This is a genomic window from Aeromonas sp. FDAARGOS 1408, assembly GCF_019048665.1.
GTDB classification, from domain to species: domain Bacteria; phylum Pseudomonadota; class Gammaproteobacteria; order Enterobacterales; family Aeromonadaceae; genus Aeromonas; species Aeromonas dhakensis.
In genome coordinates, this window is record NZ_CP077394.1 from 113,438 (window position 1) to 138,413 (window position 24,976).

The following is a 24,976-nucleotide window of genomic DNA, read 5'->3' on the forward strand; positions in this document are numbered from 1 at the left end:
TTTTAACCGTATTTAGTTAAGCTATTGCCTCTGATACTTCTTATCCACTTTCCACATAATCATGGGGAAATTTTTACCAAATGGATCATCAAGTTCGAAAGTGATTTTTTTAGAGTTTTTCTCTACGATGAGATATTGATCAGAAGTATTTTTTGGTAAAAATGACTCAAGCTTTGGAATTAGCTCTCTAAAAATATGCTCATTAAGGTCAATCTGCTTACCATCGACTTCTAGGTGGCGAGGGTGAGATTTTGAGTCAGATAATGTAATGTAGAGGTTATTTTTGTCATTTTTCCACGTTCCTGCCCCATCAACATCATACATAATCTTCACAGTACCCAGTTGATTACTAATTGAGTTTGTAATAACTCCTGTAAAGTTATACATCCCACTTTTGAAATACTCTGTTGTCCCTCTAACAGTTGTAGTGCCGTTAGTGATTTTATAACTATATTCTGTCTGCCAAATTCCTAAGAAATCTCTTGAGTTTGTCAATTTATCATCCAGTGGTTCCCAATAAATATAAGCACTCAAAAAAACACCAAAAATACCAAAAAAACCTGTAATTATGCTTACCCATAAACCAATAGCGGATTCTTTACTCATGCTCTCTCTTTTTTTAGCTAATAGTGACTAGATTGAGGCCTATACCAATACCATGGTATGGTCTTTAGTACACTTATTTTTACTTTTTACTTTTTACTTTTTAATTTTAGTATTAATAAATCAATAGTCCTCTGTTATATAAGTACATTTGTTTTATTATAGTGTTTGATGGTTGCATTACGTTAGTTCAAAAAATAGAAATGATTTCATTAAGGAATTCAAAATAAAAAGATCTTCTAATTATTGATATTCTTTCTTCTTGCTAAAACCGAATCTCCACCGATTCTGCACTGCGCTTTGCCTCGCCGTGATAAACCGCTTCGATATTATTGCCGTCCGGGTCGAGCACAAAGGCTGCGTAATAGCCGGGGTGATAATTGCGCTCGCCGGGGGCGCCGTTGTCCTGGCCCCCATTGGCCAGCGCCGCCTGATAGAAGCGATCCACCATGGCCCTGTCTTGTGCCTGAAAGGCGAGGTGATGACGGCCGGTCAATGCACCCAGCGCCGCCGGGCTGTCGATGGCGGTGACAAACAGCTCGTCTGCCCAGAAGTAACCCTCACCCGTGCCGCCTATGGGAATATCGAGGGCGGCCAGTGCGGCCGTGTAAAAGCGCTGGCTGGCTGCCAGGTTTTTTACCACCAACTGGAGATGGTCGATCAGCCGACCGCGATGCAGTGTTTGTGTTTCCATACACCACCTTGCTTTGCATGTTGTGGAGGAGTCGCCGGCCGGCCCCTTGCTGTGAGCGGCAGGGTTGGCAAGCCGATGGCATGGCTACCGCCCCTGAATTTCAGCTTCCAGTGTGCTGCTTGTTACCTGCGAGAGGGTTGGCATGGCTCATGGGGGAGACTCCGACGAGGCGAATGTTGCCATTTGGCCATAGTAACGCCCCTTGGATGGGGGAAAAGGGGGCTGTGAGTTATTTCTGAGCAAGATCAATAAATTGATAGATATGGCGAGAGCAGAGGGGGCGGGCAGGAGAAGGCGGCGTGGATGCCGCCGTCCCCAAGTGATCGGTTTCTGGATTAGCGCTGCGTGCAGGTGAGAGTTGGCTGGCCGACACGCTCCAGCCTGGCTTCGCCCCCCTTGGTAAAGAGGGTGAGGTTTTGCCCTTCATAACGAGCACCGCTGGCGCTGGGGGTTTCATAGGTGAGCACCTGCAGCGGGTCAGTACCCTCACCCTCGTCCAGGTTGATCACCGCGGCGGGCCGCTTGGCCTCGTTGTAGAAGTAGGTGGAGAGAGTGACGTTCTTGTCGCACTGGTAGTTCACCGGTGCCGGCACCATCAGCTGGCCGCCCTTGATTTGCAGCTCGGTGATCCGCAACTGGTAGCTATCTTCCACGCACTGGCGCAGATCGCCCGCCTTCCAGCAGTCGTTGCGCCCCTTGATCCAGCCGCGCTGGATGGCGCGCTCGGTTTTCTGCTGCTCGGGTGAGAACGCGGCAATTGCCTTGGGGTAGAGGGCCGCCAGCTCGTTATCCAGCGCCGCCAGCGCGGCATCCTTGCAGATCAGGGTTTCGGCGGCGCCTTTCGCCTTGGCGCAATCGAAGGAGGGGGTGGCAGCGGTGGCCAATAAAGGGGCAAACAGCAGAGTGGCAAGCAAGGTCTTGTTCATCGAGGGGCTCCAGCAAGGGGGACCCGGCTACTAAAGCACAATGGCGCTGGGCCGCCGAGCATTTTTTGCGCCGGGCGGCCCCAGACAAGGGGAGGGAGATCAGGCCAGCGCCAGGGACTGGCGGGCGCGCCATAGCCGCTCGTGGAAGAAGAACACGACGGTGTTGATGGCAGGCTCGATCATCGCCATCACGCCGCCGGTGAGCAGCTCGCCGCTCAGCAGGTAGGCGACGCCGAAGGCCACCGAGAAGTGCACCAGGGCGAAGCTGCTGGTCTTGGCCTGCAGGCTGTGGTGGGGCTTGAGCTTGTGCCAGCCAAGATCGTGGAAGTAGAAGGCGACCGTGTTGACGGCGGGTTCGATCAGGGCGATCAGGCTGGCGGTGAGCAGTTCACCGGTCAGCAGGTAAGCCACGGTGAAGGCCACGGTGAAGTGCAAAACGGCAAAGCTGATGGTCTTTTTCATGATGGCGGCTCCCTCTGGTGATGAGCAGAGTATCCCCCGAAACCGCATTAAATGAAAACTATTCTCATCTAATAGTTGGATAGGGAGGGCCTATCAAGTGAGAACGCCCTCACCGGATTGGGAGTTGCCTGGGGCCACAGCGGCGTTAGAGTGAGCCTTTGCCATGAAAAAGGAGCTTTCATGCATATGAATATCAACGCCACCCTGATGGGGCAGTTTATCCTGTTGCTGATGATCATCGTCGGCGTCGTGGCCTGGCGACTGGCCTGCCGCAAGAGCAAGCATCCGGCGCTGATCACAGTGCTGTGCATGCTGCTCAGCCTGGCCCCGCCTTTCGCCCTGCTAGCGCTGCTTATTCTGGCGCTCTGGCGGGATCTCCCAGCAGAGGTTGGTACCCGGCAATAGCTGCCCCCTCAGCCACAATCGCCGCAGTAATAGAAAAGCCCCTCGCGGGGCTTTGTCGTTTTTGTGGCGGATGAACGGTCAGGCCTCGGCCTTGTTCAGCCACTCAACCTTGTACTGGGCGCCGGCGCCCTGAGCCAGCTTGGCGCACAGAGGTTTCAAGAAGGCTTCAATCTGCTCGTCCAGCATCCAGGGGGGGCTCACTATCAGCATGCCAGAGCCGTTCATGCCCCAGTCGGCGGTCTGGCCGGCCACTTCCAGCTCGGCCACCAGGACGTTGCCGAAGTTTTCCCGCTTGATGGCGCGCAGCATGTCGCGGGATTTGTCCGCCTCTTCACCCAGAATGGGATACCAGAGGGCGTAGATGCCGGTGGCCCAGCGTTTTTGCGCCTTTTTCAGGGTATCGACCACCGCGAAGTAATCTTCTTTGAGCTCATAGGGCGGGTCTATCAGCACCAGGCCGCGGCGCGGCGTGGGGGGCAGCAGGGCCACCAGTCCCTCGAAGCCATCGCGATGGTGCACGGCGACGCGGGGGTCGTATCCCATGTTGGCGCGCAGGTCCTCCACCTCGTTGTTGTGCAGCTCCATCAGAGCCAGCTTGTCCTGCTCGCGGGCGAGGCGGCGCGACAGCTCCGGCGAGCCGGGGTAGTAGCGCAACTGACCATCGACATTCATATCTGCGATGACGTCCAGATAGGGGGCCATGGCCGGCCACTGGGCCCGCTCGTTCCACAACCGGCCGATGCCGTCGGCGTATTCCGCCTTCTTCTGGGACCAGTCGCCGCGCAGGTCGTAGAGACCGCCACCGGCATGGGTGTCCAGCACGATGAAGGGTTTCTCCTTCTTCTTGAGGGACTCGATGATCAGGGCCTGAACGGCGTGTTTCAGCACGTCGGCGTGATTTCCGGCGTGAAAGGCGTGGCGATAACTCAGCATATTAGGTCTCTGAGGGGGCCCTGCTGGGCCCCCAGTAACGATAGATAGTTCAACAGGTTGCGGCTGTTGCCGCGAAACAGGGTGAGGCTGCGCAGGGTCTGCAGCAGCACTCCCTGTTGCAGCCGTTCCAGCTCCAGCTCGTGGGCCAGCATGGCCTGATACTCCTGCTCGCCGAGCCGCGCCTTGGCGCTCGAACGCAGGGTGCGCCAGGGGCCGAGCACCGCCTCGGTCTGCACCAGCGCCGGTTGCAGGTCGGTGAGATCCACCGGGATGCTGCTCTGATCAAGCCGGTGCAGCAACAGGGCCAGGTTGACGTTGCCCCCCAGTGCCTGCACGCTGAGCCAGTCCTGACTGCGCATGCCGTAGGTTTCGCCGCTCCAGTGCCAGAAGTCGAGCGGGCCCGGCAGTTCGTGGGCGTCGATCCGCTCGCTCGTCATCAGCTGTTCGTCACGCAAGGAAGGCTTGCTCCATGGTTTCGAGCTCCTCACTGAGGCTCATCCACTCCAGCTCCACCCCTTCCAGCTCCTCCTTGATGGGGCCCTGGGACTTGAGCAGTTCGGAGAGCTTCTGCTTGGCGCTCTCTTCATAGATGGCGGGATCGGCCAGCTGCTCTTCCACCGCGGCCAGCTTGGCCTGCAGCTTCTCCATGCTGGTTTCGAGCTTCTCCAGCTTCTGGCGCAGTGGTCGGGTCGCTTGCCGGAACTCCGCCTCGCGCCGCTTCTGATCCTTGCGCGCCACCGCCGAGTTGGCGGAGACAGGGCCATCGTCCTGTTTGGCGTTGGCCTCTTTCTCCTGCTCGCCGAGCCACTTGTGGTAGTCGTCCAGATCGCCGTCGAAGGCCTCGACCCGGCCACCGTGCACCAGATAGAAGTCATCTGTGGTGGTACGCAGCAGGTGACGGTCGTGGGAGACCACCACCATGGCCCCCTCGAACCCTTGCAGCGCCATGGTCAGGGCGTGGCGCATCTCCAGATCCAGGTGGTTGGTCGGTTCATCCAGCAGCAAGAGGTTGGGCTTTTGCCAGGTGATGAGGGCCAGCACCAGCCGCGCCTTCTCGCCACCGGAGAAGGGGGCCACCTTGTCCAGCGCCTTGTCACCGTGAAAACCAAAGCTGCCGAGGTAGTTGCGCAGCTCCTGCTCGGTCTTGTCCGGCGCGAGGCGTACCAGATGATCGAGGGGGGAGTCGTCCAGGCGCAGGGTCTCCAGCTGATGCTGGGCGAAGTAGCCGATGCTGACCCCGGCGCTCACTTCCAGCTTGCCGGAGAGCGGCGGGTTGGATCCCGCCAGCATCTTGATGAAGGTGGATTTGCCGGCGCCGTTGCGACCGAGCAGGCCGATGCGTGAACCCGGTACCAGGTTGAGTTTGATCTTCTCCAGGATCACCTTGTCGCCGTAACCGGCGCTGAGGTTCTCCATGGCAATCAGCGGGGTCGGCAGGGCCGACGGCTCGCGAAACTCGAAGCTGAACTCGGAGTCGGCGTGGGCGGGCAGGATCTTCTCCATCCGCTCCATGGCCTTCAATCGGCTCTGGGCCTGACGGGCCTTGGAGGCCTTGTAGCGGAAGCGATCCACATAGGATTGCATGTGGGCCATCTCCCGCTGCTGCTTCTCGTACATGGACTGCTGCTGGGCCAGGTGTTCGGCGCGCTGCAGTTCGAAGTCGGAGTAGCCGCCGCTGTATTCGTTGAGCTTGCCGTTCTCGATATGGATGATGCGAGTCACCACAGAGTCGAGGAAGTCGCGGTCGTGAGAGATGAGCACCAGCGTGCCCTGATAGCCCTTGAGCCACTTCTCCAGCCAGATGACGGCGTCGAGATCCAGGTGGTTGGTCGGTTCATCGAGCAGCAGCAGATCGGAGCGGCAGAGCAGCGCCTGGGCGAGGTTGAGGCGCATGCGCCAGCCACCAGAGAAGCTGCGCACCGGCGAGCCGAGCTGCTCGTCGCCAAAGCCGAGGCCGTGCAACAGCTCGGCGGCGCGAGCGCGGATGCTGTAGGCGCCTATGGTGTCGAGCTTGCCGTGCAGCTCGGCCACCAGCAGACCGTTGTCATCCCGCTCGGCCTGGGCCAGCTCGGCCTCCAGCGCGCGGAACTCCTTGTCGCCGTCGATCACGTAGTCGAGGGCGGAGCAGTCCAGCGCCGGGGTCTCCTGTGCCACCCCGGCAATCTGCCAGCCGGCGGGCAGGCTGAAGCTGCCGCTGTCGATGGCCAGCTCGCCCCGTACCAGTGCAAAAAAGGTGGACTTGCCACAGCCGTTCTTGCCCACCAGACCCACTTTGTGGCCGGGGTGAATGGTGGCGGATGCGTTGTCCAGCAGCTTGCGGCCGCCGCGGATCAGTTCGATTTGACTGGCAACTATCATGGATTGGTCTGCTTGGCTCAAATGAAGGAGAAAAACTGGCGCGGATCTTACGTGAAATGGCGCCGGTTTGCACTTTAGGTACGGGCCTGCTACTGGCTGGCACCACAAAAACATGTCATAACAGAACTATCAATCAGTATGACGGTGGAGGCTAGCATGCTGCATATCAGGGACATCATGACGACCCGGGTCGCCACCGTATCCATGGACGACAGGTTGAGCGTCATCAAGGAGATCTTCGAGCAGGCCCACTTTCGCCATCTGCTGGTGCTGGAAGAGGAGGAGCTGGTAGGAGTCATCTCCGATCGGGACCTGTTTCGTGCCATCAGCCCCTATCTCGACTCCGAGGCCGAGATGAGCCGCGACACCGAGACCCTCAACCGGCGCGCCCACCAGATCATGAGCCGCCACCCCATCACCATCGCTCCCCAGCTCACGGTGCGGGAAGGGGTCAAGCTGATGCTGGAGAAGAACGTCTCCTGCCTGCCGGTGCTGGAAAATGGCGCCCTGGTCGGCATCATCAGCTGGAAGGATCTGCTGCGCGCCGCCCTCGACAGCGACGCCTTCTAACTCACCGGTACGGATTGCAAGAGAATGAAAAAGGGCTCCGCGGAGCCCTTTGTTGTTGGTCACTGGTGCCAGCCCTCGTGTCAGGACAGCGGCTCCACCAGCAGGATATGGGAGTCATGCCCCGTCACCCGCACCTTGCTGCCGGCGAGCAGTGGCTGGCTGCAGCGCACCGTCCAGGCGGTGTCGTCCAGGTGTACCCGGCTCATCCCCTGAGTCACGTCATCCAGCAGCACCAGCTCGCGCCCCAGATACCCCTGCATCCGCTCGTTGATGGGGGCGGCGGCATCTTGATCGGAGCGATCCCGGCGGTGCTGCCAGCGCCACCAGGCCCAGGTGGTGAGCAGGGATTGTAGCGCGAACAGCAGCAGCTGGGCCTGCCAGCCGAAGGGCCAGACCAGCAGCAGCAGGCCCACCTCCAGCGCGGCGATGCCGGTCCAGAGCAGAAAGCCCACCGAGCCCAGCACTTCGATGGCCAGCAGCACGAAGCCGAGCCCCAGCCAGTGCCAGTGGGTCAGCCCCTCGAACAGGGCTGTCATGACTTGCCGCCCTTGCCATCCTTGAACAGCTCGGCCATGCCGGCCACGGCGCCGATCAGGCTGCCCGCCTCCAGCGGCATCATCACCACCTTGCTGTTGGGGCCTTCACCGATGCGGGCCAGCGCCTCTGTGTATTTCTGGGCCACGAAGTAGTTGATGGCCTGCAGATCCCCTTCGGCGATGGCTTTTGACACCATGTGGGTCGCCTTGGCTTCCGCTTCGGCGGCCCGCTCCCGCGCCTCGGCGGCGAGGAAGGCGGCTTGACGCTCCCCCTCGGCTTTGAGGATCTGGGACTGCTTCTCCCCTTCCGCTTTCAGGATCTTGGACTGGCGCACCCCTTCGGCCTCCAGCACCTCGGCCCGTTTCTGGCGCTCGGCCTTCATCTGGGCGTTCATGGCCTCGACCAGCGCCAGCGGCGGACGTACATCCTTGATCTCGATCCGGGTCACCTTGATGCCCCAGGGGGCGGTGGCCGCATCCATGGTGCGCAGCAGTTTCTCGTTGATGGTGTCGCGCTGGGAGAGCATCTCGTCCAGCTCCATGGCGCCCAGCACGGTCCGCATGTTGGTCATGGTCAGGTTGCGGATGGCGCTGGTGAGATCGTTGACCTCGTAGCCCGCCTTGCGGGCATCTACCACCTGCACGAAGCTGATGGCGTCTATGGTGACGTTGGCGTTGTCGCGGGAGATCACCTCTTGCGCCGGGATGTCCAGCACCTGCTCCATCATGATGATCTTGTGGCCGATGCGATCTATGTAGGGGATCAGCAGGTTGAGGCCGGGGGAGAGGGTGCGGGTGTAGCGGCCGAAGCGCTCCACGGTCCAGTTGTAACCCTGCGGCACTATCTTGATACCGGCGCTCAGGGTGAGAAGTACCAGAAACACAAAGATCCCCAGCACAATCAATGACTCATTCATCATTTAGCTCCTTATGAAACACTTTCACTAGCCTATGGCCTTGCGTGCGGCACCACAAGCGCCTTTGTCATCATACGGCTTTGTTAATTACTAAAACGCATTAAAAAGCATTTTTTATTATTTTGAGGGATAAGCAGCCCTGCCTATAGTCGCCCCATATTAGTCGTGTTCCGAGGGATGGGCCGAAATGGATTATTTGCCGATGTTTGCCAAATTGGACGGTCGCCCTGTGCTGCTGGTGGGTGGGGGCGAAGTGGCCCTGCGCAAGGCACGCCTGCTGCTGGCGGCCGGTGCCAAGCTGACCCTGGTCTCTCCCGAGCTTGAACCCGACTTCCATGAATTTGCCGGCCGCTTCACCCATCTGGCGGAGCGCTTCACCCCGGCCCATCTGGCCGGCCAGATCCTGGTGGTGGCCGCCACCGACGACCTCGAGGTGAACGCTCTGGTCTATCAGAGCGCCAACCAGCTCGGCCTGTTCGTCAACGTGGTGGACGACCCCAAGCGCTCCAGCTTTATCTTCCCCTCCATCATCGATCGCAGCCCCATCATGGTGGCGGTCTCCAGCGGCGGCAAGGCGCCTGTGCTGGTGCGCCTGCTGCGCGAGCGGCTCGAGAGCCTGCTGCCCCGCCACCTCGGCGGCCTGGCCGAGCTCTCCGGTCGGGTACGCGACCGGGCCAAGCGGGTGCTCTCTTCCATTTCCGACCGTCGTCGCTTCTGGGAGCGCGCCTTTGCCTCCAATACCCTGGCCGGTTTGATTGAGAAAGCCGATTGGCAGGGTGCCGAGCAGTGGCTGAACGAGGGGCTTGACCAAGCCCAGACCGAGGTGGGCGAGGTGGTGCTGGTAGGAGCGGGACCCGGCGATCCGGGCCTGCTGACCCTCAAGGCGCTGCAACAGATCCAACAGGCCGAGGTGGTGCTCTATGACCAGCTGGTCTCCGCCGAGATCCTCGAGCTGGTGCGCCGCGACGCCACCCTGGTGTCGGTCGGCAAGAAGGCCGGCGCCCACAGCGTGCCCCAGGAAGAGACCAATCGCCTGCTGGTGGAATACGCCAGGGCGGGCAACCGGGTGGTGCGGCTCAAGGGGGGCGACCCCTTCATGTTCGGCCGTGGTGGCGAGGAGCTGGAAGTGCTGGCAGAGGAGGGCATCCCCTTCTCCGTGGTGCCCGGCATCACGGCCGCCGCCGGTGCCACCGCCTATGCGGGCATTCCGCTCACTCACCGCGACCATGCCCAGAGCGCCGTTTTTATCACGGGCCACTGCCAGAAGGAGGGCAAGGAGCCCGACTGGCAGCAGCTCGCCGCCACCAGCCAGACCCTGGTGATCTACATGGGGCTGATGCGCTCCGAGCATATCCAGCAGCAGCTGGTGAACCATGGCCGCAGCAGCGCCACCCCCATCGCCATCATAGAGCGCGGCACCACGGCGCGGCAGCGCGTGCTGACCGGCACCTTGGCTGAGTTGGCCGAGCTGGCCGCCCAGGCGGTGAGCCCCTCCCTTATCGTCATCGGCGAGGTGGTTGCCCTGCGTAAACAGCTCGCCTGGTTTGGCGAGACGGCGCAGGGGGCCGACAGCGGCCACGAGCTCAAGCTGGTGAGCCTGGCCTGAGGCAGAGACCCGAATCGATTTGACGGTGTTGCCATGGCGGCACCGACCTGAACCAAGACCGCGCACCGACCAGGCGCGTCAGCAATGAACCGAGGACCCAGACATGGACCGTGAAAGATTGACCCATCTGCAGCAACTGGAAGCCGAGAGCATCCACATCATCCGCGAGGTGGCTGCCGAATTTGAAAACCCGGTGATGATGTACTCCATCGGCAAGGACTCCTCCGTCATGCTGCACCTGGCCCGCAAGGCCTTCTATCCGGGCAAGATCCCCTTCCCCCTGCTGCACGTCGACACCGACTGGAAGTTCAAGGAGATGATCAAGTTCCGTGACGAGACCGCCAAAAAGTACGGGCTGGATCTGATCGTCCACAAGAACCCGGAAGGGCTCGCCATGGGCATCAACCCCTTCGTGCACGGCAGCGGCAAGCACACCGACATCATGAAGACCGAGGGGCTCAAGCAGGCGCTCAACAAATACGGCTTCGATGCCGCCTTCGGTGGTGCCCGCCGCGACGAGGAGAAGTCCCGTGCCAAGGAGCGGGTCTACTCCTTCCGTGACAAGTCTCACCGCTGGGATCCTAAGAACCAGCGCCCGGAGCTGTGGCGCGTCTACAACAGCCAGGTCAACAAGGGGGAGAGCATCCGGGTCTTCCCGCTCTCCAACTGGACCGAGCTGGATATCTGGCAATACATCTACCTCGAGAACATCGACATAGTCCCGCTCTACTTCGCCGCTCATCGCCCTGTGGTGGAGCGTAATGGCATCAAGATCATGGTGGATGACGAGCGCATGCCCATCGGCCCGGAAGATGAAGTGAAGCAGGAGCTGGTGCGCTTTCGTACCCTCGGCTGCTACCCGCTGACCGGGGCCATCGAATCCAATGCCACCACCTTGCCGGAGATCATCGAAGAGATGCTGATCACCACCTCGAGCGAGCGGCAAGGGCGGCTCATCGACCACGATCAGGCCGGCTCCATGGAGCAGAAGAAGCGTCAGGGCTATTTCTAAAAAAATGTTCTAAGGAATCGCAACATGAACAACCACATTCAGACCGCCATCAGCGAACAGGGCATTGAAGCCTACCTGCACGCCCAGCAACACAAGAGCCTGCTGCGCTTTCTCACCTGCGGCAGCGTGGACGACGGCAAGAGCACCCTCATCGGCCGCCTGCTGCACGACTCTCAGCAGATCTATGAAGATCAGCTCAAAGCGCTGGAGTCCGACAGCCAGAAGCTCGGCACCACCGGCGAGAAGCTGGACCTGGCGCTGCTGGTGGACGGCCTGCAGGCGGAGCGCGAGCAGGGCATCACCATCGACGTGGCCTACCGCTATTTCTCCACCGCCAAGCGCAAATTTATCATCTCGGATACCCCAGGCCACGAGCAGTACACCCGCAACATGGCCACCGGCGCCTCCACCTGCGATCTCGCCATCATATTGATCGATGCCCGCAAGGGGGTGCTGGATCAGACCCGCCGTCACAGCTTTATCGCCAGCCTACTTGGCATCAAGCAGTTCGTGGTGGCGGTCAACAAGATGGATCTGGTGGAATTCAGCCAGGAGGTGTTCGAGCGCATCAGTGCCGATTACCGCGAGTTCGCCAAGAAGCTCAGCGTTGACACCATCCACATCGTGCCGGTCTCTGCGCTGGACGGTGACAACGTGGTGAACCCAAGCGACAAGTTGGCCTGGTATCAGGGCGAGACCCTGCTCTCCCTGCTGGAGAGCGCGGAAGTGGAGCGCGAGCTGGAGCGTCACCCGGTGCGCCTGCCGGTGCAGTACGTGAACCGCCCCAACCTTGATTTTCGCGGCTTCGCGGGCACTTTGGCCTCCGGCATCCTGCGGGTCGGCGACCGCCTGGCCGTGCTGCCCTCCGGCAAGGAGAGCACGGTGACTCGCATCGTCACCTTCGACGGGGATCTGGAGTACGCCCTGCCGGGTCAGGCCATCACGGTCACCTTCGCGGACGAGATCGACATCAGCCGGGGCGACCTGCTGGTGGATGCGGCGAAAAAGCCCCAGGTGACCCAGAACGTGCTGGCTCACATCGTCTGGATGGGGGAAGAGTCCCTGCAACCGGGCCGGGTCTATGACGTCAAGCTGGCCACCAAGAAGAGCCGTGGCCAGGTGGAGGCCATCCGCCACCGTATCGAGATCAACAAGCTCGACGAGCTGCCGGCCTCCGAGCTCAAGCTCAACGAGATCGGCCTGTGTGAATTCAGCCTGACCGACCCGGTGGCATTCGATCCCTACCAGGAGATCCGCGACACCGGCAGCTTTATCCTGATCGACCGGCTGACCAACGTCACCGTCGGTGCCGGCATGATAGTGGAAGGGCTGGCGGCCAAGGCGGTGGCAGGGCAATACAGCGAGTTCGAAGTCGAGCTCAACGCTCTGGTGCGCAAGCACTTCCCCCACTGGCAGGCGCTGACCATCAGCAACGACGCAAGCAAGGAGTAAGCCGATGACCTGGCAACAATCCCTGGTGCTGGGTCTGCTGGCTGCCCTCGTCGCCCTGCTGATCCAGGGCAAACTCCGGCCGGCGCTGCTCTTCTCGGGCGCCGTGCTCATCACCTACCTGAGCGGCCTGGCGGACATCAACGCCGTGGTGGCGGGCTACACCAACAGCGCCCTGCTGACCCTGGTGCTGTTGCTGCTGGTGTCGCTCGCGGTGGAGAAGACCCGGGTCATGAGCTGGTTTGCCAACCTGGTGGGCACAGGCTCGTTCAACAAGGTGCTGGTGAAGGTGTGGTTCTCCACCGCTTTCCTGTCGGCATTCGTCAACAACACCGCCGTGGTGGCCTCCATGCTGGGGGCGGTCAAACGCAATCCCAACCATGCGCCGTCCCGGCTGCTGCTGCCCATGTGCTTCGCGGCGACCTTTGGCGGCGTGCTGACCCTGATCGGCACCTCCACCAACCTCATCGTCAACAGCTTCCTCATCAAGATGGGGGCCAAGCCGCTCGGCATGTTCGACTTCTTCATGGTGGGGGCGGGGACCCTGCTGACAGGCCTCATCGCCGTGCTGCTGTTTGCCCGCCACCTGCCGGAGCAGGACACCGAGATGAGCCGGGAATCCGGCTACTTTCTCGAAGCCAAGGTGGGCCCCGGCTCGCCCATGGCCGGGCGCAGCGTCAAGGAGAACGGCCTGCGCAGCCTGAAAAGCCTCTATCTCGCCGAGATCATTCGTGGCAACCAGGTGATCTGCCCGGTGCAGCCGGAACACGAGCTGCACGAAGGGGACATGCTGCTGTTTTGCGGTGACGTGGAGAGCGTCGGCGTGCTGCAGGAGCTCAAGGGGCTGGATCTCTACGGCCAGCACCGGCTCAACGGCCAGCACCTGGTGGAGGTGATCGTCAGCCACAGCTCGCGGCTGGTGGGTCAGACCATCAAGGATGCGGAGTTTCGCACCCACTTCGATGCGGTGGTGCTGGCGGTGCGCCGGGGTGAGACCCAGCTCACCGGCGGCCTCGGCCAGATTGAATTGCACGCAGGGGATACATTGCTGCTGGCCCCCGGCCCCAAGTTTGCGGGCAACAAGTCCCTCTCCCGCGAGTTCGTGGTGGTGAGCGGGCTGGAGGCCTCCACCCGGCTCGATGCCACGCGCAGCGCCGCCGTGGTGGCGGGGTTCCTCGGGGTGCTGACCCTGTCGGTGCTCGATCTGGTGCCGCTGTTCAAGGGGTTGCTGGTGATGCTGGTGGTGCTGCTGTTCTCCCGCATTCTGACGTTGGACGAGATCCGCCGCCGCTTTCCGCTCGATATCTGGCTGGTGGTGGGCGGGGCGCTGGCCATCGCCGATCAGCTGGAGCAGAGCGGGTTGGCAAAACTTATCGCCGACTGGCTGATGGGGGAGTTCAACGGCGCGAGCCCCATCATCGCCTTTATCGGCATCTACCTGTTTACCCTGGTGCTGACCGAGCTGATGAGCAACAACGCCGCGGCTGCGCTGGCCTTCCCCATGGGTTACCAGCTGGCGCTCAGCATGGACGTCTCCACCATGCCGTTCATTCTGGCGGTGCTGTTCGGGGCGAGCTCCAGCTTTATCCTGCCCTACGGCTACCAGACCAACCTGATGGTCTATGCGGCAGGCAACTACAAGATGCCGGACTACCTCAAGCTGGCCCTGCCGGTCTCCCTGGCCTACAGCATCGGGGTGATCGTCATGGTGCCCCTGCTGTTTCCGTTTTAAGGCGGCGCAACTGGGCTTTGCAGGGAGTAGGAATACACGACGACCATGGCCCCCGTCAGTGGCGAGTGGCCAGAGGCTGAGCTCAAGGAGCCAGACCGTTTCAGCATTGAGGCGCGAGCGCCAAGCAAGGAGTTTTGGATGAGCAATATCGTGTGGCATGCCCATGCAGTCGACAAACAGAGCCGGGCCGAGCAGAAGGGACAGAAGCCGCTGGTGATCTGGTTTACCGGCCTGTCGGGGGCGGGCAAATCCACTCTGGCGGGGGCGCTGGAGCAGGCGCTGGCCGCCGAGGGCAAGCACACCTATCTGCTGGATGGGGACAATGTGCGCCACGGCCTCTGTGGCGATCTCGGTTTCGATGACGCCGCCCGCCAGGAGAATATCCGCCGGGTTGGCGAGGTGGCAAAACTCATGGTGGATGCGGGACTTATCGTGCTCACCGCCTTTATCTCGCCGTTCCGTGCCGAGCGGGAGCTGGTGCGCAATCTCGTGGGTGAAGGGGAGTTTGTCGAAGTGTTCGTCGATGCGCCGCTTAGCGTGTGCGAAGAGCGCGACCCCAAGGGGCTCTACAAGAAGGCGCGAGCAGGGGAAATTCGCAACTTCACCGGTATCGACTCCGCCTACGAGGCGCCCGAGCAGCCGGAAATCCATCTGCTGAATGCCGGTAAACCGGTAGATGCCTTGGTGGATGAGTTGCTGGCTGCGCTAAGGCAAGGGAATTACCTGTAGCTGGTGAGTGGGCCGTTTTACACAGGGAGCTGAATTGTTATCTCGGCGCGGTTATTCGCGATTGTCCGAATACGCTGCGCTATTCGAACCTACGGGCTGCATCGCCTTTGATGCCATGGCTGGAGCTGGCTGAAAAACCACTTTTAAAGCCTAAATCGCAAGCTTTCCTCTTCTCTGAACCGAAGCCGTCAATGATAGTGCTATCACGGCAGCCACCGCCAGCCATACCAAGGTTTGCTCAAAATTGTGGGTGTCCTAATAGTTCTCCTAATAGTTCCCGACATCAAGGCTTGCTCAAAATGATGGGTGTCCCAATAGTTGCTTAAACAGTTTGTTAGGCTACTTGCCAACCTTATATGGCTTACAGTATTCAGCTAACTCAAAAATTTGCATTTTGCTAAATTTGGAGCAATCCAGCTCTGTAGCTACGATATCTCTCCACTTATTTTCACCAAACATCATAGCCTGAACTTTAAACTTATACTTTCGCGGCATAAATTCAAAACCATCTAGCCTTAAATTAAACACTGCATTAATTGATTTAATTTCATTAGGATTCAGTGAAAGTGGCATAGTAAAGTAGTCTGCTTCGATACTAGAGGCGTGTATATCAAAAGTACTTTGAGTTCTTTCATAATCCCACACCAGTCCCAACTCTGACAGTTCAACTCTTAGTTGACTTATAACTAAAGGGCATGCACCTGAATTCCAAAGAATTAGAGGGACACCTAATACTTGTATTTTCCTTTGACTAAACTCAGCACTGCTTTCAGTTGCCGTACCTGCATATAAAGCGCTTACAGGACCACAATTAAGCTTACCTTTACGCCAGTTCATCCACCAAAAACTGAACAACGTAAAAAATAGTGCCAATAGACTTACTAACAACGCATATTTTTCCAATTAGCATCCTCTTTGTAGCCTAACGCCCGCCTAAGGGGCTGACAACGCATTACCACTAAACTCAAACACAACAACCGTAACCACCGCAGCTCATTGGGACTGGAAACGCCGCGCGTTGACAGTCCCTCTTGAGGCGTTTGTTATGTGTATGAACTCTAAGCTAAAGTTAGCCTCTCCCAAACATGCTACGCGATATTTTATGACCCACTGAAAAGCAAACCACAGCAACACCTATGAAAACTAGGATTGAGAGTAAATATCCAACCGTCGCTGATACGCCAAAGCCCCAAACAAACGAAAAGACTAAACCTTGATATGCTTCGTATGGCCATTGAATTACTGGAAAATGTGAGCCGTCCATCAGAGTAAAGATTAAAGCTGACAATCCTAATAGTGATGCCACAATCCCAAACATTCTTGATCTATTCATGCTGAAAACCAAGTTGGAAACAAGTCTGCCAATTCTATGTGCTTGATTCGATTGGGGCTAGCTAAAACACATATAACACTCTGTTAAGGGGTGAGCAACGCAATACAAAAGCCGCCGCATACCGCCTTAAACACTAAAACAAACGCATAGTGAAAATGCCACGCGTTGCGAATCCCTCTTGAACAGTTTGCTATGTTTTAGATAAGTTCGTAATCCCGTTCTCCTGTGTAGTCGTAATAGTACTGGACTGTTTGAAGCATTACATGACCATCAACCACTTGACGCATAAAGTTACGGACATCTTCTAGTTCTAATGCTGTAATGAGGTCAACATTATTATCTGGAAAATACTGTTGTTGGGTTTGAATACTTAGAATATCACCGCCCATGAGTTTCCTAAGTTCATCCACATCATGAGCACACTCTGACCTAAATTTATAATGTTTGGCACGCACTCCATTCACTTTGAATGTGTTGATCATATACTCTAAGCCCAAGCGAATGAGCGTAAATACATTCTCGAAACTTTGAGTTATATCCTCTAGTTCTGAGTCTTCTGAAATTCCCGAGCTAAATTCAATTCTAGCCTCATCTCCAAGAGGGGATTTGGAGCATATTTCACTTAAGAGGCTAATCAATTGTTTTTTATCATACTTAAATCGAGTTGCCTGTGTCATTTCAGGCACATCTTTTAGCGAGCTTAAGTACATAATATCAATTAGCTTTACATTTCCGTCATGCTCTACCAGCACGTTTTCGTCGTGCAAGTCCATGTGTACTAGACCTTGAGCATGGATGTGCTTAACACCTTCCGAAATTTCATGACCAAGTCTATAAGCCTCTTGATTAGTTAAATCACCATTTAATCGTTCTTCCAGCGTAATACCATCAATGTGTTCCATGACAATACACTTTTCATTCCCAATATTTGGAATGAATACACTTTCAATTGAATACACATCTACTACATTCTTATGCTTTGACCTAACCAAAGCTCTGGCGTGATCTAAAATTGTAGATACACCTTTACCTTCCTCTCTGAGCACTTTAACAGCAACGTTCCTTCCAATTTCGTCGGTGCCTAGCCATACATCTGCAAACCTACCGTCACCGATAGGATTTAATAAATTGATATCCAAAACTTTCCTCTTCATTCGGAAACATAACGCCCTGTTAAGGTGTGAGCAACGCAATACCGATGCCCCCGCATACCACCTTAAACACTAAACACAACGCATAGTAAAAATGCCACGCGTTGCGAATCACTCTTAAACAGTTTGTTATATGCGTATTAAATAGATCGTCGACTTTTAACCCAATTGTCTTTTCTTACAACGATACCAAGCTTATTGATGTCACTATTTAATCTCATACTCGGTTTATCAAATGCGTCTTCAGGTGTTTGCCCTTTTCTAAGACGAGCACAAACCGTTGAATAAGTAACTTGTGGATTGATACGAGCATATGCACTACGTATAGAAGGATAATGAACTTGGTTAACAGTAACAGATTTCGAATTCCCGAACCCTTCTCCGTGCCCTTCCAAGGTCTTTTTGACTATTATTTGGTATCCGTTCTTATCCACCCACTCAAAATCAATGATATTAAACTGGCGTACACCAATAGCATCTTTGCCCCATACAACGTAATAGGAATTAGCCTCATCGTGTAGAGTGATTTCTTGGAGTTTTTTTCCACCAGACATACCACTAGCACGCCAAAGATCCCAACCACATTGTTCTGAATACGAATACATCGAACTAGCAGAAGTTTCAGAGACAGATTCGACCTTTCCTGAAATCACCTTATTGCCATCGCGAACTGTTGGGAGCGGGTAGTTTTTATATTGTTTTTCCAGCCAGTCGCAAAGAGCAACATCTATCAATTTCTGAGTGAAAATTGAGATTTGATGAGAATTCGACTCAATCCAAGATTCATCTACACCGCAGTTTTTACATGTAAGCAGCAATTTTTGATAAAAGTCAGCAGCTTTAATTTTTCCATTCTGCTCAATTACTAGTAGAGCGTATGGTCTCAAAAATTCAATTAATTCCTTACTCATAACTTCCTTCACTTGAAAGCATATAACGTCCGGCTCACCGAGCAGATTTTTGATGGCGGCTTTTTTGCCACGCAAAAAAGTTGACAGCGAAAATTTGTCCGGTGCAGCCGCTTGTTAACAGCTGACTACTCTGTGACTCGAATTTCAATTTTACCGCCATTACCCACTGTGTTTATTTGCTTAGAGAAATCACTTAAAAATACTATTTCCTCTGTGATGCTTACGGGCTTTAGTGACACTCCGTTTTTAGCCTCTTCCGTGCAGAACGGAGGGTAAACATGTATCACTTGACCTGGTTCTAGGTGTTGCTCTTGATTTTGAAGCTGTAACAACGGTTCTAAACCAAGAAACTCCACCGGGTCAGTTGATGCCGCAGCCAAGAAAGACCCCAAACCAAAATCAAGACTCTCAAGCTCTCCAGTTTCAGCGAAGAGTTTATAGACAGTGCGATCTCTTAGTAAGTATTGATCTGCTACACAATCTTGAGCGAACGGAACATCTGATTTTTCTACCGAAGGGTAGAGATTATGGATCGCATTTTCTCCAAATAGTGCTGCCCTTAAACTGTGCCATTCAGGTTCATTACAGAGACCTCGCACATGTAGCCCGCTACCAAACTGAATAAAACCGTTTATTTGTTTCAAGAGTGAAAGCAGATTATCAGGGAGTAATGACTCAACCTATTGGTCTGCCTGATATTCTGGCCCTTGATATGTAATGTTGGATAACTCCATGATTCCTCGAGGCAGTTAACAATTTATTATACGGAATGTTTCCACATAGAAACATGCGGCTGTTCCACATATCCTGCCAATTTTTTGTATCACATCAATGTAGTTATCCATACTTTCAATATGTTATATCAATGTTTCTTGCATTAATTGTAGGATAAATGGTCGTGTTTCCTCTATATCCAATATGGGGCTCCACTAGCATCCATACTGTGTGCAAATACATCTCGTATGTTGGGCCAAAAATTGTAGGTTGGTGCTGAACGTAGTGAAGCCCAACGTTTACCTCGAAACGTATCTGCCAATTTGTGTTACCGATCGGGCCAATACATGTTTATCCCGCTCTGGTTTACGTGTTCATGCTCGTCCGTTGGGCTTTGCTGCGCTCTGCGCCAACTTGTAAAAACTACGCTACCTCCCCTGAATTTCAGTATCCAGCCTGCCCAGCTTCAATAAGTTGACGCTGGGTTTATTGTTAGGATTACTTAGCTTCGGCCTTAACCACATATTTATATCGCTGACGACCTCTTTGCGAAGGCTTGTCCCATCACTGTTTTTCAACCCATGATCCAGTGCTTCGTAGCGTCGATACTCGATATTGCTTTTTCCGAGCTCTTTAAGGCGTAGCATCATTTCATCTGTTTTTTGAGGTGATACCGAGGTGTCCATTCCACCCTGAATGATCAGCAAAGGAGAATTGACTTTTATAAGGGTATCAAGCTGATCGAGGGAGAGCATCTGCTGCCACCAATGATAGCCGTGTCCGCTCACATCAAGTTCAAATGGTTTGCTGTTAAGAACATGTTCGGCAAACCCTTTAAAACCGTCGATCTCTTTTCTCGCCTCTGCTGGGTTGTTATGTTTGACAGCGATACTGTGTGAAACGTCATCGATAAACCAGCGACCGCCACCATTAAAGGAAATGGTGGCATCGATATAGTCAACATCTGCGCTCACTAGGTTGGCGATAACGGCCCCTTCACTGCCGCCCAAGAGAATTAATGTCTTGTATTGCCCATCTTTTCGAACGATATCGAGCACAGCCTTGATATCCGCGACCCGCTGCGCAGGGCTGTCCTTTTCAAGGTTCTGAGCAGGGCAATCCTTGCGTGCCCGATCGGTACTGTATTTTAATTTACGATTGATGTCGTACTTTTCGACCAGCAGAATATCAGCTTCTGGCCAAACATTTTTATAGTCAGAGAGTATCGAGTCAATGTTAAGCACGCTGTTGCAATCAGAGCCTTGCAGAATCAACAGCAAGGTGTCTGTATCATGGGTATATTGGACCAAGTAATAGGAGATAGGTGAGCCATCATCCCTGCTGGCTGTGCGAGTCATGATCTCTTGGGCGCTTGTCGAGCATGTCAAAAATAGCAACAATAAATATATTGTTCGCATTCTCATTTTACCCTTGGCGATCAGAACAAGGCGCAACCATGCAGAGCGCAGCAATCCTGCCGAGCTCATAAAATGCAAGTGGGTCAGGTTGCCATGGCATCATGGTAATGATACTAGCCCCAGCTGTTATTGGTTTTTGCATAACGAACGACCTGATATATCGCTATGTTTTCAGTTGCCAGCAGCCTGATTATTTCTGGTATGCATTGAATGGGAAGCTCCATTTCATAGCCATGGGCCAAGGTTTCAATTTTTTCAGCCCGTGCTGGGCCAAGAAAACCAGAAATGATTTTCTTGGCCATACCATCATGATCACGAATCTCGAAATAGACGCGGTACATGTCAGATGTGTAATCCAGTGGTGTGCCTATTTCTTGCGTCTCATATGGCGGTACTGCGTCTGTGTTGTTCATATTGCCTCTGAACTCTTTAATTTTTTAATGCGCCAAGGAGATATTACGTATTGGCGTATTATATCTGAAGGGAAATGCTGCCTTTTATGGCGAAGCGTTTCCAGTGAAATTAGTAGCCTGGCTGGGTGTGGCGTTTTTTAGTGTTATCACCTGGGCAGTGAAATAATGGCGCCAACAAAATCAGGGCTGTCATCCTTGTTAATAACGCGCAGCCGGTCGCCACCCGCGTGGCTATTCCTCAGGCAAGGCTACCGCCCCTGAATTTCAGCCTCCAGTCTGCTGCGCTTTCCCTGCGGTGTGGCTCTGGTCTGGTACATGGCTGACTCCGACAAGAGAGGATCTGATGGCCATGTTACCGAACGGAGCTGGTTAGGGAAGGGGGAGTGAGTGATTTCTCGGGCAAGATCAATAAATTGAGCTGCCATGGGGGGCGGTAGAGGTATCTCAGCGTCCGTACTTTCTCAATGCTCGCTGCGTATTTGGGCGGGGGGAATGAACTGCGGGATGCCACTCTGTTGAATGAGTTGCAGAGCAGATGCCAAGGTAATGGCATCAAGGCCGGGCCAGTGATGGCATGGGCATCCCGGCCCAGTCAGATCTGCGTTTCCCACCAGAGATAAATGGGCCCGCTGTCGGTGACGACAGGGGCCTTTTTTGTTGTTAGCGCACGGTCTCGGGATCAGCGGGCTAGCACCACCTGGCCGGCAGGGCTGGGATTGACGACTTGTGGAGAGGCGGGTTGTTGCTGGAACTGGCGTACCAGCCGATCCAGGTCGCTCAGTTGCCGCACCAGCTGGTTGATGCCGTGGACGGCATGCTGACTGCCGACGCTGGAGTCATCGGCCAGGGTCTTGATGCTGAGCACGTTGCGATCGATGTCGGCAGTGACCTGGGACTGCTCCTGCACGGCCTGGGCTATCTGGCTGCTGCCGGAGGCGACCTGCTGCAACATGCTGTTGATCTGCTGCAGCACGTCGCCGGTAGCGGAGGCCTTCTGCTGGCAGCTGGCGGAGAGAGCCCCCCCTTTTTCCATCGCCTGCTCGGCGTTGGCCGCGCTGGTTTGCAGCAGGTTGATCATCTTCTGGATCTCGCCGGTGGAGGACTGGGTCTTGATGGCCAGGGATCTGATCTCGTCCGCCACCACCGAGAAACCACGGCCCGCCTCACCGGCACGGGCCGCCTCGATGGCCGCATTGAGGGCCAGCAGGTTGGTCTGGTTGGCGATGTTGTTGATGACGTCCAGGATGCCGTCGATGTCCCGGCATTGGGTCGCCAGGGTGTGGATTACCGTCTTGGAGGTGGCTATCTCGCCGTGCATCCCCTCGACCGCCCCTATGGTCTCCTGCACGCTGCGGTTGCCTTCCCGGAACAGGTCGGCGGTTTCATCCAGCAGGTCGGAGGCGGCGGTGGAGCTGTGGGACACCTCGCGGATCGACTCGGCCATCTGGGTGATGGCGGTGGCAACCTGATTGGTCTCGGCCTGTTGTTGTTGCAGGTTGCTGGTGATGGATTCGGCATTGCGCAGATCGCCCTCCGCCGAGTGCAGGATCCGGCTGCAGGTCTGCTGGGTGCGCGCCAGCACGGCGTTGAACTCGGCCTGGTTCATCAGCATGGCGAGCTCGATGGCGGCGATGTTGTCGACCTTGTTGGTGTAGAGCAGTTGCATCAGCGGGTTGTCAAAGCGGCTGCGGGCCAGCTTGTCGAGCTTGCCGAGGCGACGGCTCAGGGCCTGGGTGATCATGGCCGCCAGCAGCAAAGGCAGCACGGCCAGGGCCAGCAGCCAGCCGGAGGCCTGCTCATACCCCAGCGCCATCATGGCCACCAGGCTCGGCAGCAGGCAGAGGGTGATTGCCAGCGTGTGGGAGAAGGCCGGCAGCCTGAGCGCCAGCGGCGCTTTGTCTGCGCGCAGCCCGGCATAGATGCGCTCGGCCCGCTGCTTGATCTCCTCGCTGGGGGCGGTGCGCACCGATTGGTACTCCACCACCTTGCCGTGGGCATCCTTGATCGGCGTGACGAAGGCGCTGACCCAGTAGTGATCGCCGTTCTTGCAGCGATTCTTCACCGGCCCCATCCAGCTCTTGCCGGCCCGGATATGGTGCCAGAGGTCGGCGAAGGCCTGCTTGGGCATGTCCGGGTGGCGCACCAGATTGTGGTGCTCCCCCTGCAGCTCCTCCAGCGTGAAGCCGGCAATCTGGCAGAACTCCTCGTTGGCGTAGGTGATGCGGCTCTCCAGATCCGTGGTGGAGATGAGGTGCTGGTGTTCGGGATAGCGACGCTCATGCTGGGTGACAGGCTGATTGACTCTCATGGTGTGCTCCGAAACCGAGTTGTGGGGAAGGAGTCATCACCAATGCAAGGGCTGCACCAGTGGGGGCGAAAAACGTCGATCATGCGGCACTCATGCGGCACTCATGCGGCACTCATGCGGCAATCATGCGGTACGGCGGGGGGGGGGGGATGGCCAGTGGCGAGTGGAGCTACGGGCGTGGGGCTGGCGAGTCAGAGGGGGGGGATTTGCATTTCAGGAACCGTTTTGGCAACGATGGCGCCATTTCGCGAGCGGCGGCGGCAGGCGCAAAACAGCGGAGCCCTGACGGGCTCCGGAGGATCAGGGGGTCGGTTCGGCCGGGGCCGGTTCAGGCCCGGCGGGCGGGGTCAGCATCATGGTCTCGATCTGCAGCCCCTGCACCAGCACGGTTTTCAGATCCTGCAGGTACTCCTCCAGCGGCGGCTCCTGCAGCAGCTGGGCGAGCTCGTTGCCGACCGGGGTCAACCGGTAGTAGAGCAGGGTGATGTTGGTCTGCTTGCGCTGCAGGCGCCAGCGCTGATCGCCGAACTCCAGCTCCACCCCGTCGGCGGGCAGCGGGCCGGATTCCAGCTCGCCGCGGTGCAGCAGGCCGAGCTCGAACAGCTGCAGCAGGGCGTTGTAGGGGATGCGGTACTTGCCAAGGCCGAGCCGGGTCACCCGGGCGCGGCTGAGCAGGCTGGCCCCCTTGTGCAGTCCCAGCAGCAGGCGCTGCTCGTCGCTGCCCACGTAGTGGCAGGAGAGGGAGCAGATGCGCTGGAACAGCTGGGCCTCGCGCTGGGTCATCTCCTTGAGGGTGGAGAGGGCACGGATGGAGAAGCGGCCCGGGGTAGCGATCTCGATGGCGAAGATGCGGCCCCACAGCTGTTGCATGGGCACCATGCTGATGTCTTCCGCCAGTTGCAGGAAGTGGGTCAGCCAGTCGCTGTCCATCTCGCCGCCGGCGGCCGTCTCCTCGCAGTGGCGGGAGGCCATCACCATGATGGATTCCAGGTTGCGCTGGCGGGCGGCCTGATCCGCCAGTTGGCGAAAAGCGGCGCGCTGCTCGAAGGTGCTGTCGCTGTTGCGGGTGAGCATGCCGTCGATGCCGCGGCTGCGGGCCAGGCGCAGGGTCTGCTCCTGGCTGCTCAGGATGGAACTCTCTTTCTTGGGCGGGGGCAGGTCAGCCATGCTGGCTCCGTGATCGCAAGGTCTAGGCCTTGAATGTTACTCCAACCGGGATGGCGGGCAATCCCTCAGGCAGGGGCTGGCCGGGTTCTTGCCTTCGCGGATAACAAAACGGCCTCCCGCGGGAGGCCGTCTGTGCCTGGTTACTGCTCTTCGTAGACGCTGACCTCGACCGCCTCCAGCGAATAGGAGGCGGTGGCCATCTCGTGACTGGAGCTGACCGTGCGCATCTTGCCCTTCACCCAGATGGCGTCCCACAGGTCGTCCACCGGCGCTCCCTTGGGGTAGCTCACATAGACCACCTGGTTGGTGGGCGGGGGCGGCACATGGATGCAGGCGCCGAAGTAGGGCACCAGCAGGAAGGCGGTGATCTTCTTGGCGTCCCCCTCCAGCGGCACCACGAAGCCCGGGATGCGCACCTCTTGGTTATCCAGCTTCTTGTTGACCCCACCCACCGGCTGGGGCACTGAGGCAAGATTGCCATCGTGGCTCACCTGGGGTGGGGGCAGCAGTTTTTCACCTTCCGGAATGAGCACATCCCAGTCGATGGTCTTGTAGTCGGCGGCCATGGCCGGCAGCGTCAGCAGGGCGGCCAGCAGCGCCACGATTTTCCACTTCATCATCTGTCCTTC

25 protein-coding genes are annotated in these 24,976 nt (G+C 56.8%); 7 read left to right on the plus strand and 18 right to left on the minus strand.

Features of this window, described 5'->3' with window-relative positions; translation table 11 throughout:
• Positions 1-21 precede the first annotated feature (21 nt).
• The 4 genes from I6L38_RS00620 to I6L38_RS00635 form a co-directional block, all read right to left on the minus strand.
• Positions 22-606, minus strand: a complete 585-nt coding sequence (locus tag I6L38_RS00620; RefSeq protein ID WP_139399259.1) for a hypothetical protein — start codon at positions 604-606, stop codon at positions 22-24.
• A 262-nt stretch (positions 607-868) separates the two neighbouring features.
• Positions 869-1,297 (minus strand): VOC family protein, encoded by a 429-nt coding sequence (locus I6L38_RS00625; protein WP_216988995.1) that lies wholly within the window; start codon positions 1,295-1,297, stop codon positions 869-871.
• Positions 1,298-1,632: 335 nt separating this feature from the next.
• Entirely contained in the window at positions 1,633-2,223 is a 591-nt protein-coding gene (locus tag I6L38_RS00630; RefSeq protein ID WP_216988996.1) for an MliC family protein, read from the minus strand.
• A gap of 99 nt (positions 2,224-2,322) precedes the next feature.
• Positions 2,323-2,685, minus strand: a complete 363-nt coding sequence (locus tag I6L38_RS00635) for a DUF2061 domain-containing protein (protein WP_005304770.1) — start codon at positions 2,683-2,685, stop codon at positions 2,323-2,325.
• A 186-nt stretch (positions 2,686-2,871) separates the two neighbouring features.
• Here I6L38_RS00635 and I6L38_RS00640 point away from each other — a divergent pair, with 186 nt between their 5' ends.
• Positions 2,872-3,090 (plus strand): hypothetical protein, encoded by a 219-nt coding sequence (locus I6L38_RS00640; protein ID WP_216989560.1) that lies wholly within the window; start codon positions 2,872-2,874, stop codon positions 3,088-3,090.
• A 78-nt stretch (positions 3,091-3,168) separates the two neighbouring features.
• On the opposite strand, the gene I6L38_RS00645 is transcribed toward I6L38_RS00640, so the two are convergent.
• The 3 genes from I6L38_RS00645 to I6L38_RS00655 are packed head-to-tail and all read right to left on the minus strand — an operon-like array spanning position 3,169 to position 6,381.
• Complete coding sequence (locus I6L38_RS00645; RefSeq protein ID WP_216988997.1) at positions 3,169-4,023, minus strand: 23S rRNA (adenine(2030)-N(6))-methyltransferase RlmJ; 855 nt, start codon at positions 4,021-4,023, stop codon at positions 3,169-3,171.
• Positions 4,017-4,478 carry a DUF2390 domain-containing protein gene (locus tag I6L38_RS00650; RefSeq protein ID WP_216988998.1) on the minus strand — a complete coding sequence of 154 codons (462 nt, stop codon included), beginning with the start codon at positions 4,476-4,478 and terminating at the stop codon, positions 4,017-4,019. The genes I6L38_RS00645 and I6L38_RS00650 overlap by 7 nt, the downstream gene beginning before the upstream one ends.
• Positions 4,471-6,381 (minus strand): ABC transporter ATP-binding protein, encoded by a 1,911-nt coding sequence (locus tag I6L38_RS00655; RefSeq protein WP_216988999.1) that lies wholly within the window; start codon positions 6,379-6,381, stop codon positions 4,471-4,473. The genes I6L38_RS00650 and I6L38_RS00655 overlap by 8 nt, the downstream gene beginning before the upstream one ends.
• Positions 6,382-6,537: 156 nt before the next feature.
• On the opposite strand from I6L38_RS00655, the gene I6L38_RS00660 reads away from it, so the two are divergent.
• A complete protein-coding gene (locus I6L38_RS00660; protein ID WP_005304756.1) occupies positions 6,538-6,951 on the plus strand; it encodes a CBS domain-containing protein in 414 nt (137 codons plus the stop codon).
• Positions 6,952-7,031: 80 nt separating this feature from the next.
• Here I6L38_RS00660 and I6L38_RS00665 read toward each other — a convergent pair whose 3' ends face one another.
• Positions 7,032-7,487: an NfeD family protein gene (locus tag I6L38_RS00665; protein ID WP_216989000.1), complete on the minus strand. Its 456-nt coding sequence runs from the start codon at positions 7,485-7,487 to the stop codon at positions 7,032-7,034.
• Positions 7,484-8,404, minus strand: a complete 921-nt coding sequence (locus tag I6L38_RS00670; RefSeq protein ID WP_005304750.1) for an SPFH domain-containing protein — start codon at positions 8,402-8,404, stop codon at positions 7,484-7,486. The genes I6L38_RS00665 and I6L38_RS00670 overlap by 4 nt, the downstream gene beginning before the upstream one ends.
• Positions 8,405-8,591: 187 nt before the next feature.
• On the opposite strand from I6L38_RS00670, the gene cysG reads away from it, so the two are divergent.
• The 5 genes from cysG to cysC all read left to right on the plus strand — a co-directional run bounded on the left by cysG (position 8,592) and on the right by cysC (position 14,932).
• A complete protein-coding gene (cysG, locus tag I6L38_RS00675; RefSeq protein WP_216989001.1) occupies positions 8,592-10,010 on the plus strand; it encodes a siroheme synthase CysG in 1,419 nt (472 codons plus the stop codon).
• Positions 10,011-10,113: 103 nt separating this feature from the next.
• Positions 10,114-11,022 carry a sulfate adenylyltransferase subunit CysD gene (cysD, locus tag I6L38_RS00680; protein WP_054543456.1) on the plus strand — a complete coding sequence of 303 codons (909 nt, stop codon included), beginning with the start codon at positions 10,114-10,116 and terminating at the stop codon, positions 11,020-11,022.
• A 24-nt stretch (positions 11,023-11,046) separates the two neighbouring features.
• Entirely contained in the window at positions 11,047-12,474 is a 1,428-nt protein-coding gene (cysN, locus tag I6L38_RS00685) for a sulfate adenylyltransferase subunit CysN (RefSeq protein WP_216989002.1), read from the plus strand.
• A gap of 4 nt (positions 12,475-12,478) precedes the next feature.
• On the plus strand, positions 12,479-14,203 hold the full coding sequence (locus I6L38_RS00690) for an SLC13 family permease (protein ID WP_043171269.1): 1,725 nt from the start codon (positions 12,479-12,481) through the stop codon (positions 14,201-14,203).
• A gap of 138 nt (positions 14,204-14,341) precedes the next feature.
• Entirely contained in the window at positions 14,342-14,932 is a 591-nt protein-coding gene (gene cysC, locus I6L38_RS00695; protein WP_216989003.1) for an adenylyl-sulfate kinase, read from the plus strand.
• A 339-nt stretch (positions 14,933-15,271) separates the two neighbouring features.
• Here cysC and I6L38_RS00700 read toward each other — a convergent pair whose 3' ends face one another.
• The 9 genes from I6L38_RS00700 to I6L38_RS00750 all read right to left on the minus strand — a co-directional run bounded on the left by I6L38_RS00700 (position 15,272) and on the right by I6L38_RS00750 (position 24,967).
• The gene (locus I6L38_RS00700) at positions 15,272-15,835 is read right to left on the minus strand and encodes a hypothetical protein (protein WP_216989004.1); all 564 of its coding nucleotides are present in this window, start codon (positions 15,833-15,835) and stop codon (positions 15,272-15,274) included.
• A gap of 627 nt (positions 15,836-16,462) precedes the next feature.
• A complete protein-coding gene (locus I6L38_RS00710; protein ID WP_216989005.1) occupies positions 16,463-17,404 on the minus strand; it encodes a protein kinase in 942 nt (313 codons plus the stop codon).
• 152 nt (positions 17,405-17,556) lie between these two features.
• Entirely contained in the window at positions 17,557-18,327 is a 771-nt protein-coding gene (locus I6L38_RS00720) for a hypothetical protein (RefSeq protein ID WP_216989006.1), read from the minus strand.
• Positions 18,328-18,452: 125 nt separating this feature from the next.
• Positions 18,453-18,971, minus strand: a complete 519-nt coding sequence (locus I6L38_RS00725) for a hypothetical protein (protein ID WP_216989007.1) — start codon at positions 18,969-18,971, stop codon at positions 18,453-18,455.
• Between the two features lie 498 nt (positions 18,972-19,469).
• Entirely contained in the window at positions 19,470-20,399 is a 930-nt protein-coding gene (locus I6L38_RS00730) for a S9 family peptidase (protein ID WP_254204174.1), read from the minus strand.
• Positions 20,400-20,572: 173 nt separating this feature from the next.
• The gene (locus I6L38_RS00735) at positions 20,573-20,872 is read right to left on the minus strand and encodes a hypothetical protein (protein WP_017780509.1); all 300 of its coding nucleotides are present in this window, start codon (positions 20,870-20,872) and stop codon (positions 20,573-20,575) included.
• Between the two features lie 679 nt (positions 20,873-21,551).
• Complete coding sequence (locus tag I6L38_RS00740; RefSeq protein ID WP_216989008.1) at positions 21,552-23,180, minus strand: PAS domain-containing methyl-accepting chemotaxis protein; 1,629 nt, start codon at positions 23,178-23,180, stop codon at positions 21,552-21,554.
• A gap of 300 nt (positions 23,181-23,480) precedes the next feature.
• Complete coding sequence (locus tag I6L38_RS00745; protein WP_017787620.1) at positions 23,481-24,347, minus strand: TIGR03899 family protein; 867 nt, start codon at positions 24,345-24,347, stop codon at positions 23,481-23,483.
• A gap of 140 nt (positions 24,348-24,487) precedes the next feature.
• On the minus strand, positions 24,488-24,967 hold the full coding sequence (locus I6L38_RS00750; RefSeq protein WP_017787621.1) for a DUF3299 domain-containing protein: 480 nt from the start codon (positions 24,965-24,967) through the stop codon (positions 24,488-24,490).
• Between the last annotated feature and the right edge of the window lie 9 nt (positions 24,968-24,976).

Coding starts and splice junctions, on each gene's coding strand:
- I6L38_RS00620 (WP_139399259.1), bottom strand. CDS start 606: ATGAGTAAAGAATCCGCTATTGGTTTATGGGTAAGCATAATTACAGGT.
- I6L38_RS00660 (WP_005304756.1), top strand. CDS start 6,538: ATGCTGCATATCAGGGACATCATGACGACCCGGGTCGCCACCGTATCC.
- I6L38_RS00635 (WP_005304770.1), bottom strand. CDS start 2,685: ATGAAAAAGACCATCAGCTTTGCCGTTTTGCACTTCACCGTGGCCTTC.
- I6L38_RS00720 (WP_216989006.1), bottom strand. CDS start 18,327: ATGAGTAAGGAATTAATTGAATTTTTGAGACCATACGCTCTACTAGTA.
- cysG (WP_216989001.1), top strand. CDS start 8,592: ATGGATTATTTGCCGATGTTTGCCAAATTGGACGGTCGCCCTGTGCTG.
- I6L38_RS00740 (WP_216989008.1), bottom strand. CDS start 23,180: ATGAGAGTCAATCAGCCTGTCACCCAGCATGAGCGTCGCTATCCCGAA.
- I6L38_RS00640 (WP_216989560.1), top strand. CDS start 2,872: ATGAATATCAACGCCACCCTGATGGGGCAGTTTATCCTGTTGCTGATG.
- I6L38_RS00630 (WP_216988996.1), bottom strand. CDS start 2,223: ATGAACAAGACCTTGCTTGCCACTCTGCTGTTTGCCCCTTTATTGGCC.
- I6L38_RS00645 (WP_216988997.1), bottom strand. CDS start 4,023: ATGCTGAGTTATCGCCACGCCTTTCACGCCGGAAATCACGCCGACGTG.
- I6L38_RS00750 (WP_017787621.1), bottom strand. CDS start 24,967: ATGATGAAGTGGAAAATCGTGGCGCTGCTGGCCGCCCTGCTGACGCTG.
- cysN (WP_216989002.1), top strand. CDS start 11,047: ATGAACAACCACATTCAGACCGCCATCAGCGAACAGGGCATTGAAGCC.
- cysD (WP_054543456.1), top strand. CDS start 10,114: ATGGACCGTGAAAGATTGACCCATCTGCAGCAACTGGAAGCCGAGAGC.
- I6L38_RS00690 (WP_043171269.1), top strand. CDS start 12,479: ATGACCTGGCAACAATCCCTGGTGCTGGGTCTGCTGGCTGCCCTCGTC.
- cysC (WP_216989003.1), top strand. CDS start 14,342: ATGAGCAATATCGTGTGGCATGCCCATGCAGTCGACAAACAGAGCCGG.
- I6L38_RS00655 (WP_216988999.1), bottom strand. CDS start 6,381: ATGATAGTTGCCAGTCAAATCGAACTGATCCGCGGCGGCCGCAAGCTG.
- I6L38_RS00745 (WP_017787620.1), bottom strand. CDS start 24,347: ATGGCTGACCTGCCCCCGCCCAAGAAAGAGAGTTCCATCCTGAGCAGC.
- I6L38_RS00625 (WP_216988995.1), bottom strand. CDS start 1,297: ATGGAAACACAAACACTGCATCGCGGTCGGCTGATCGACCATCTCCAG.
- I6L38_RS00730 (WP_254204174.1), bottom strand. CDS start 20,399: ATGACTCGCACAGCCAGCAGGGATGATGGCTCACCTATCTCCTATTAC.
- I6L38_RS00670 (WP_005304750.1), bottom strand. CDS start 8,404: ATGAATGAGTCATTGATTGTGCTGGGGATCTTTGTGTTTCTGGTACTT.
- I6L38_RS00665 (WP_216989000.1), bottom strand. CDS start 7,487: ATGACAGCCCTGTTCGAGGGGCTGACCCACTGGCACTGGCTGGGGCTC.
- I6L38_RS00735 (WP_017780509.1), bottom strand. CDS start 20,872: ATGAACAACACAGACGCAGTACCGCCATATGAGACGCAAGAAATAGGC.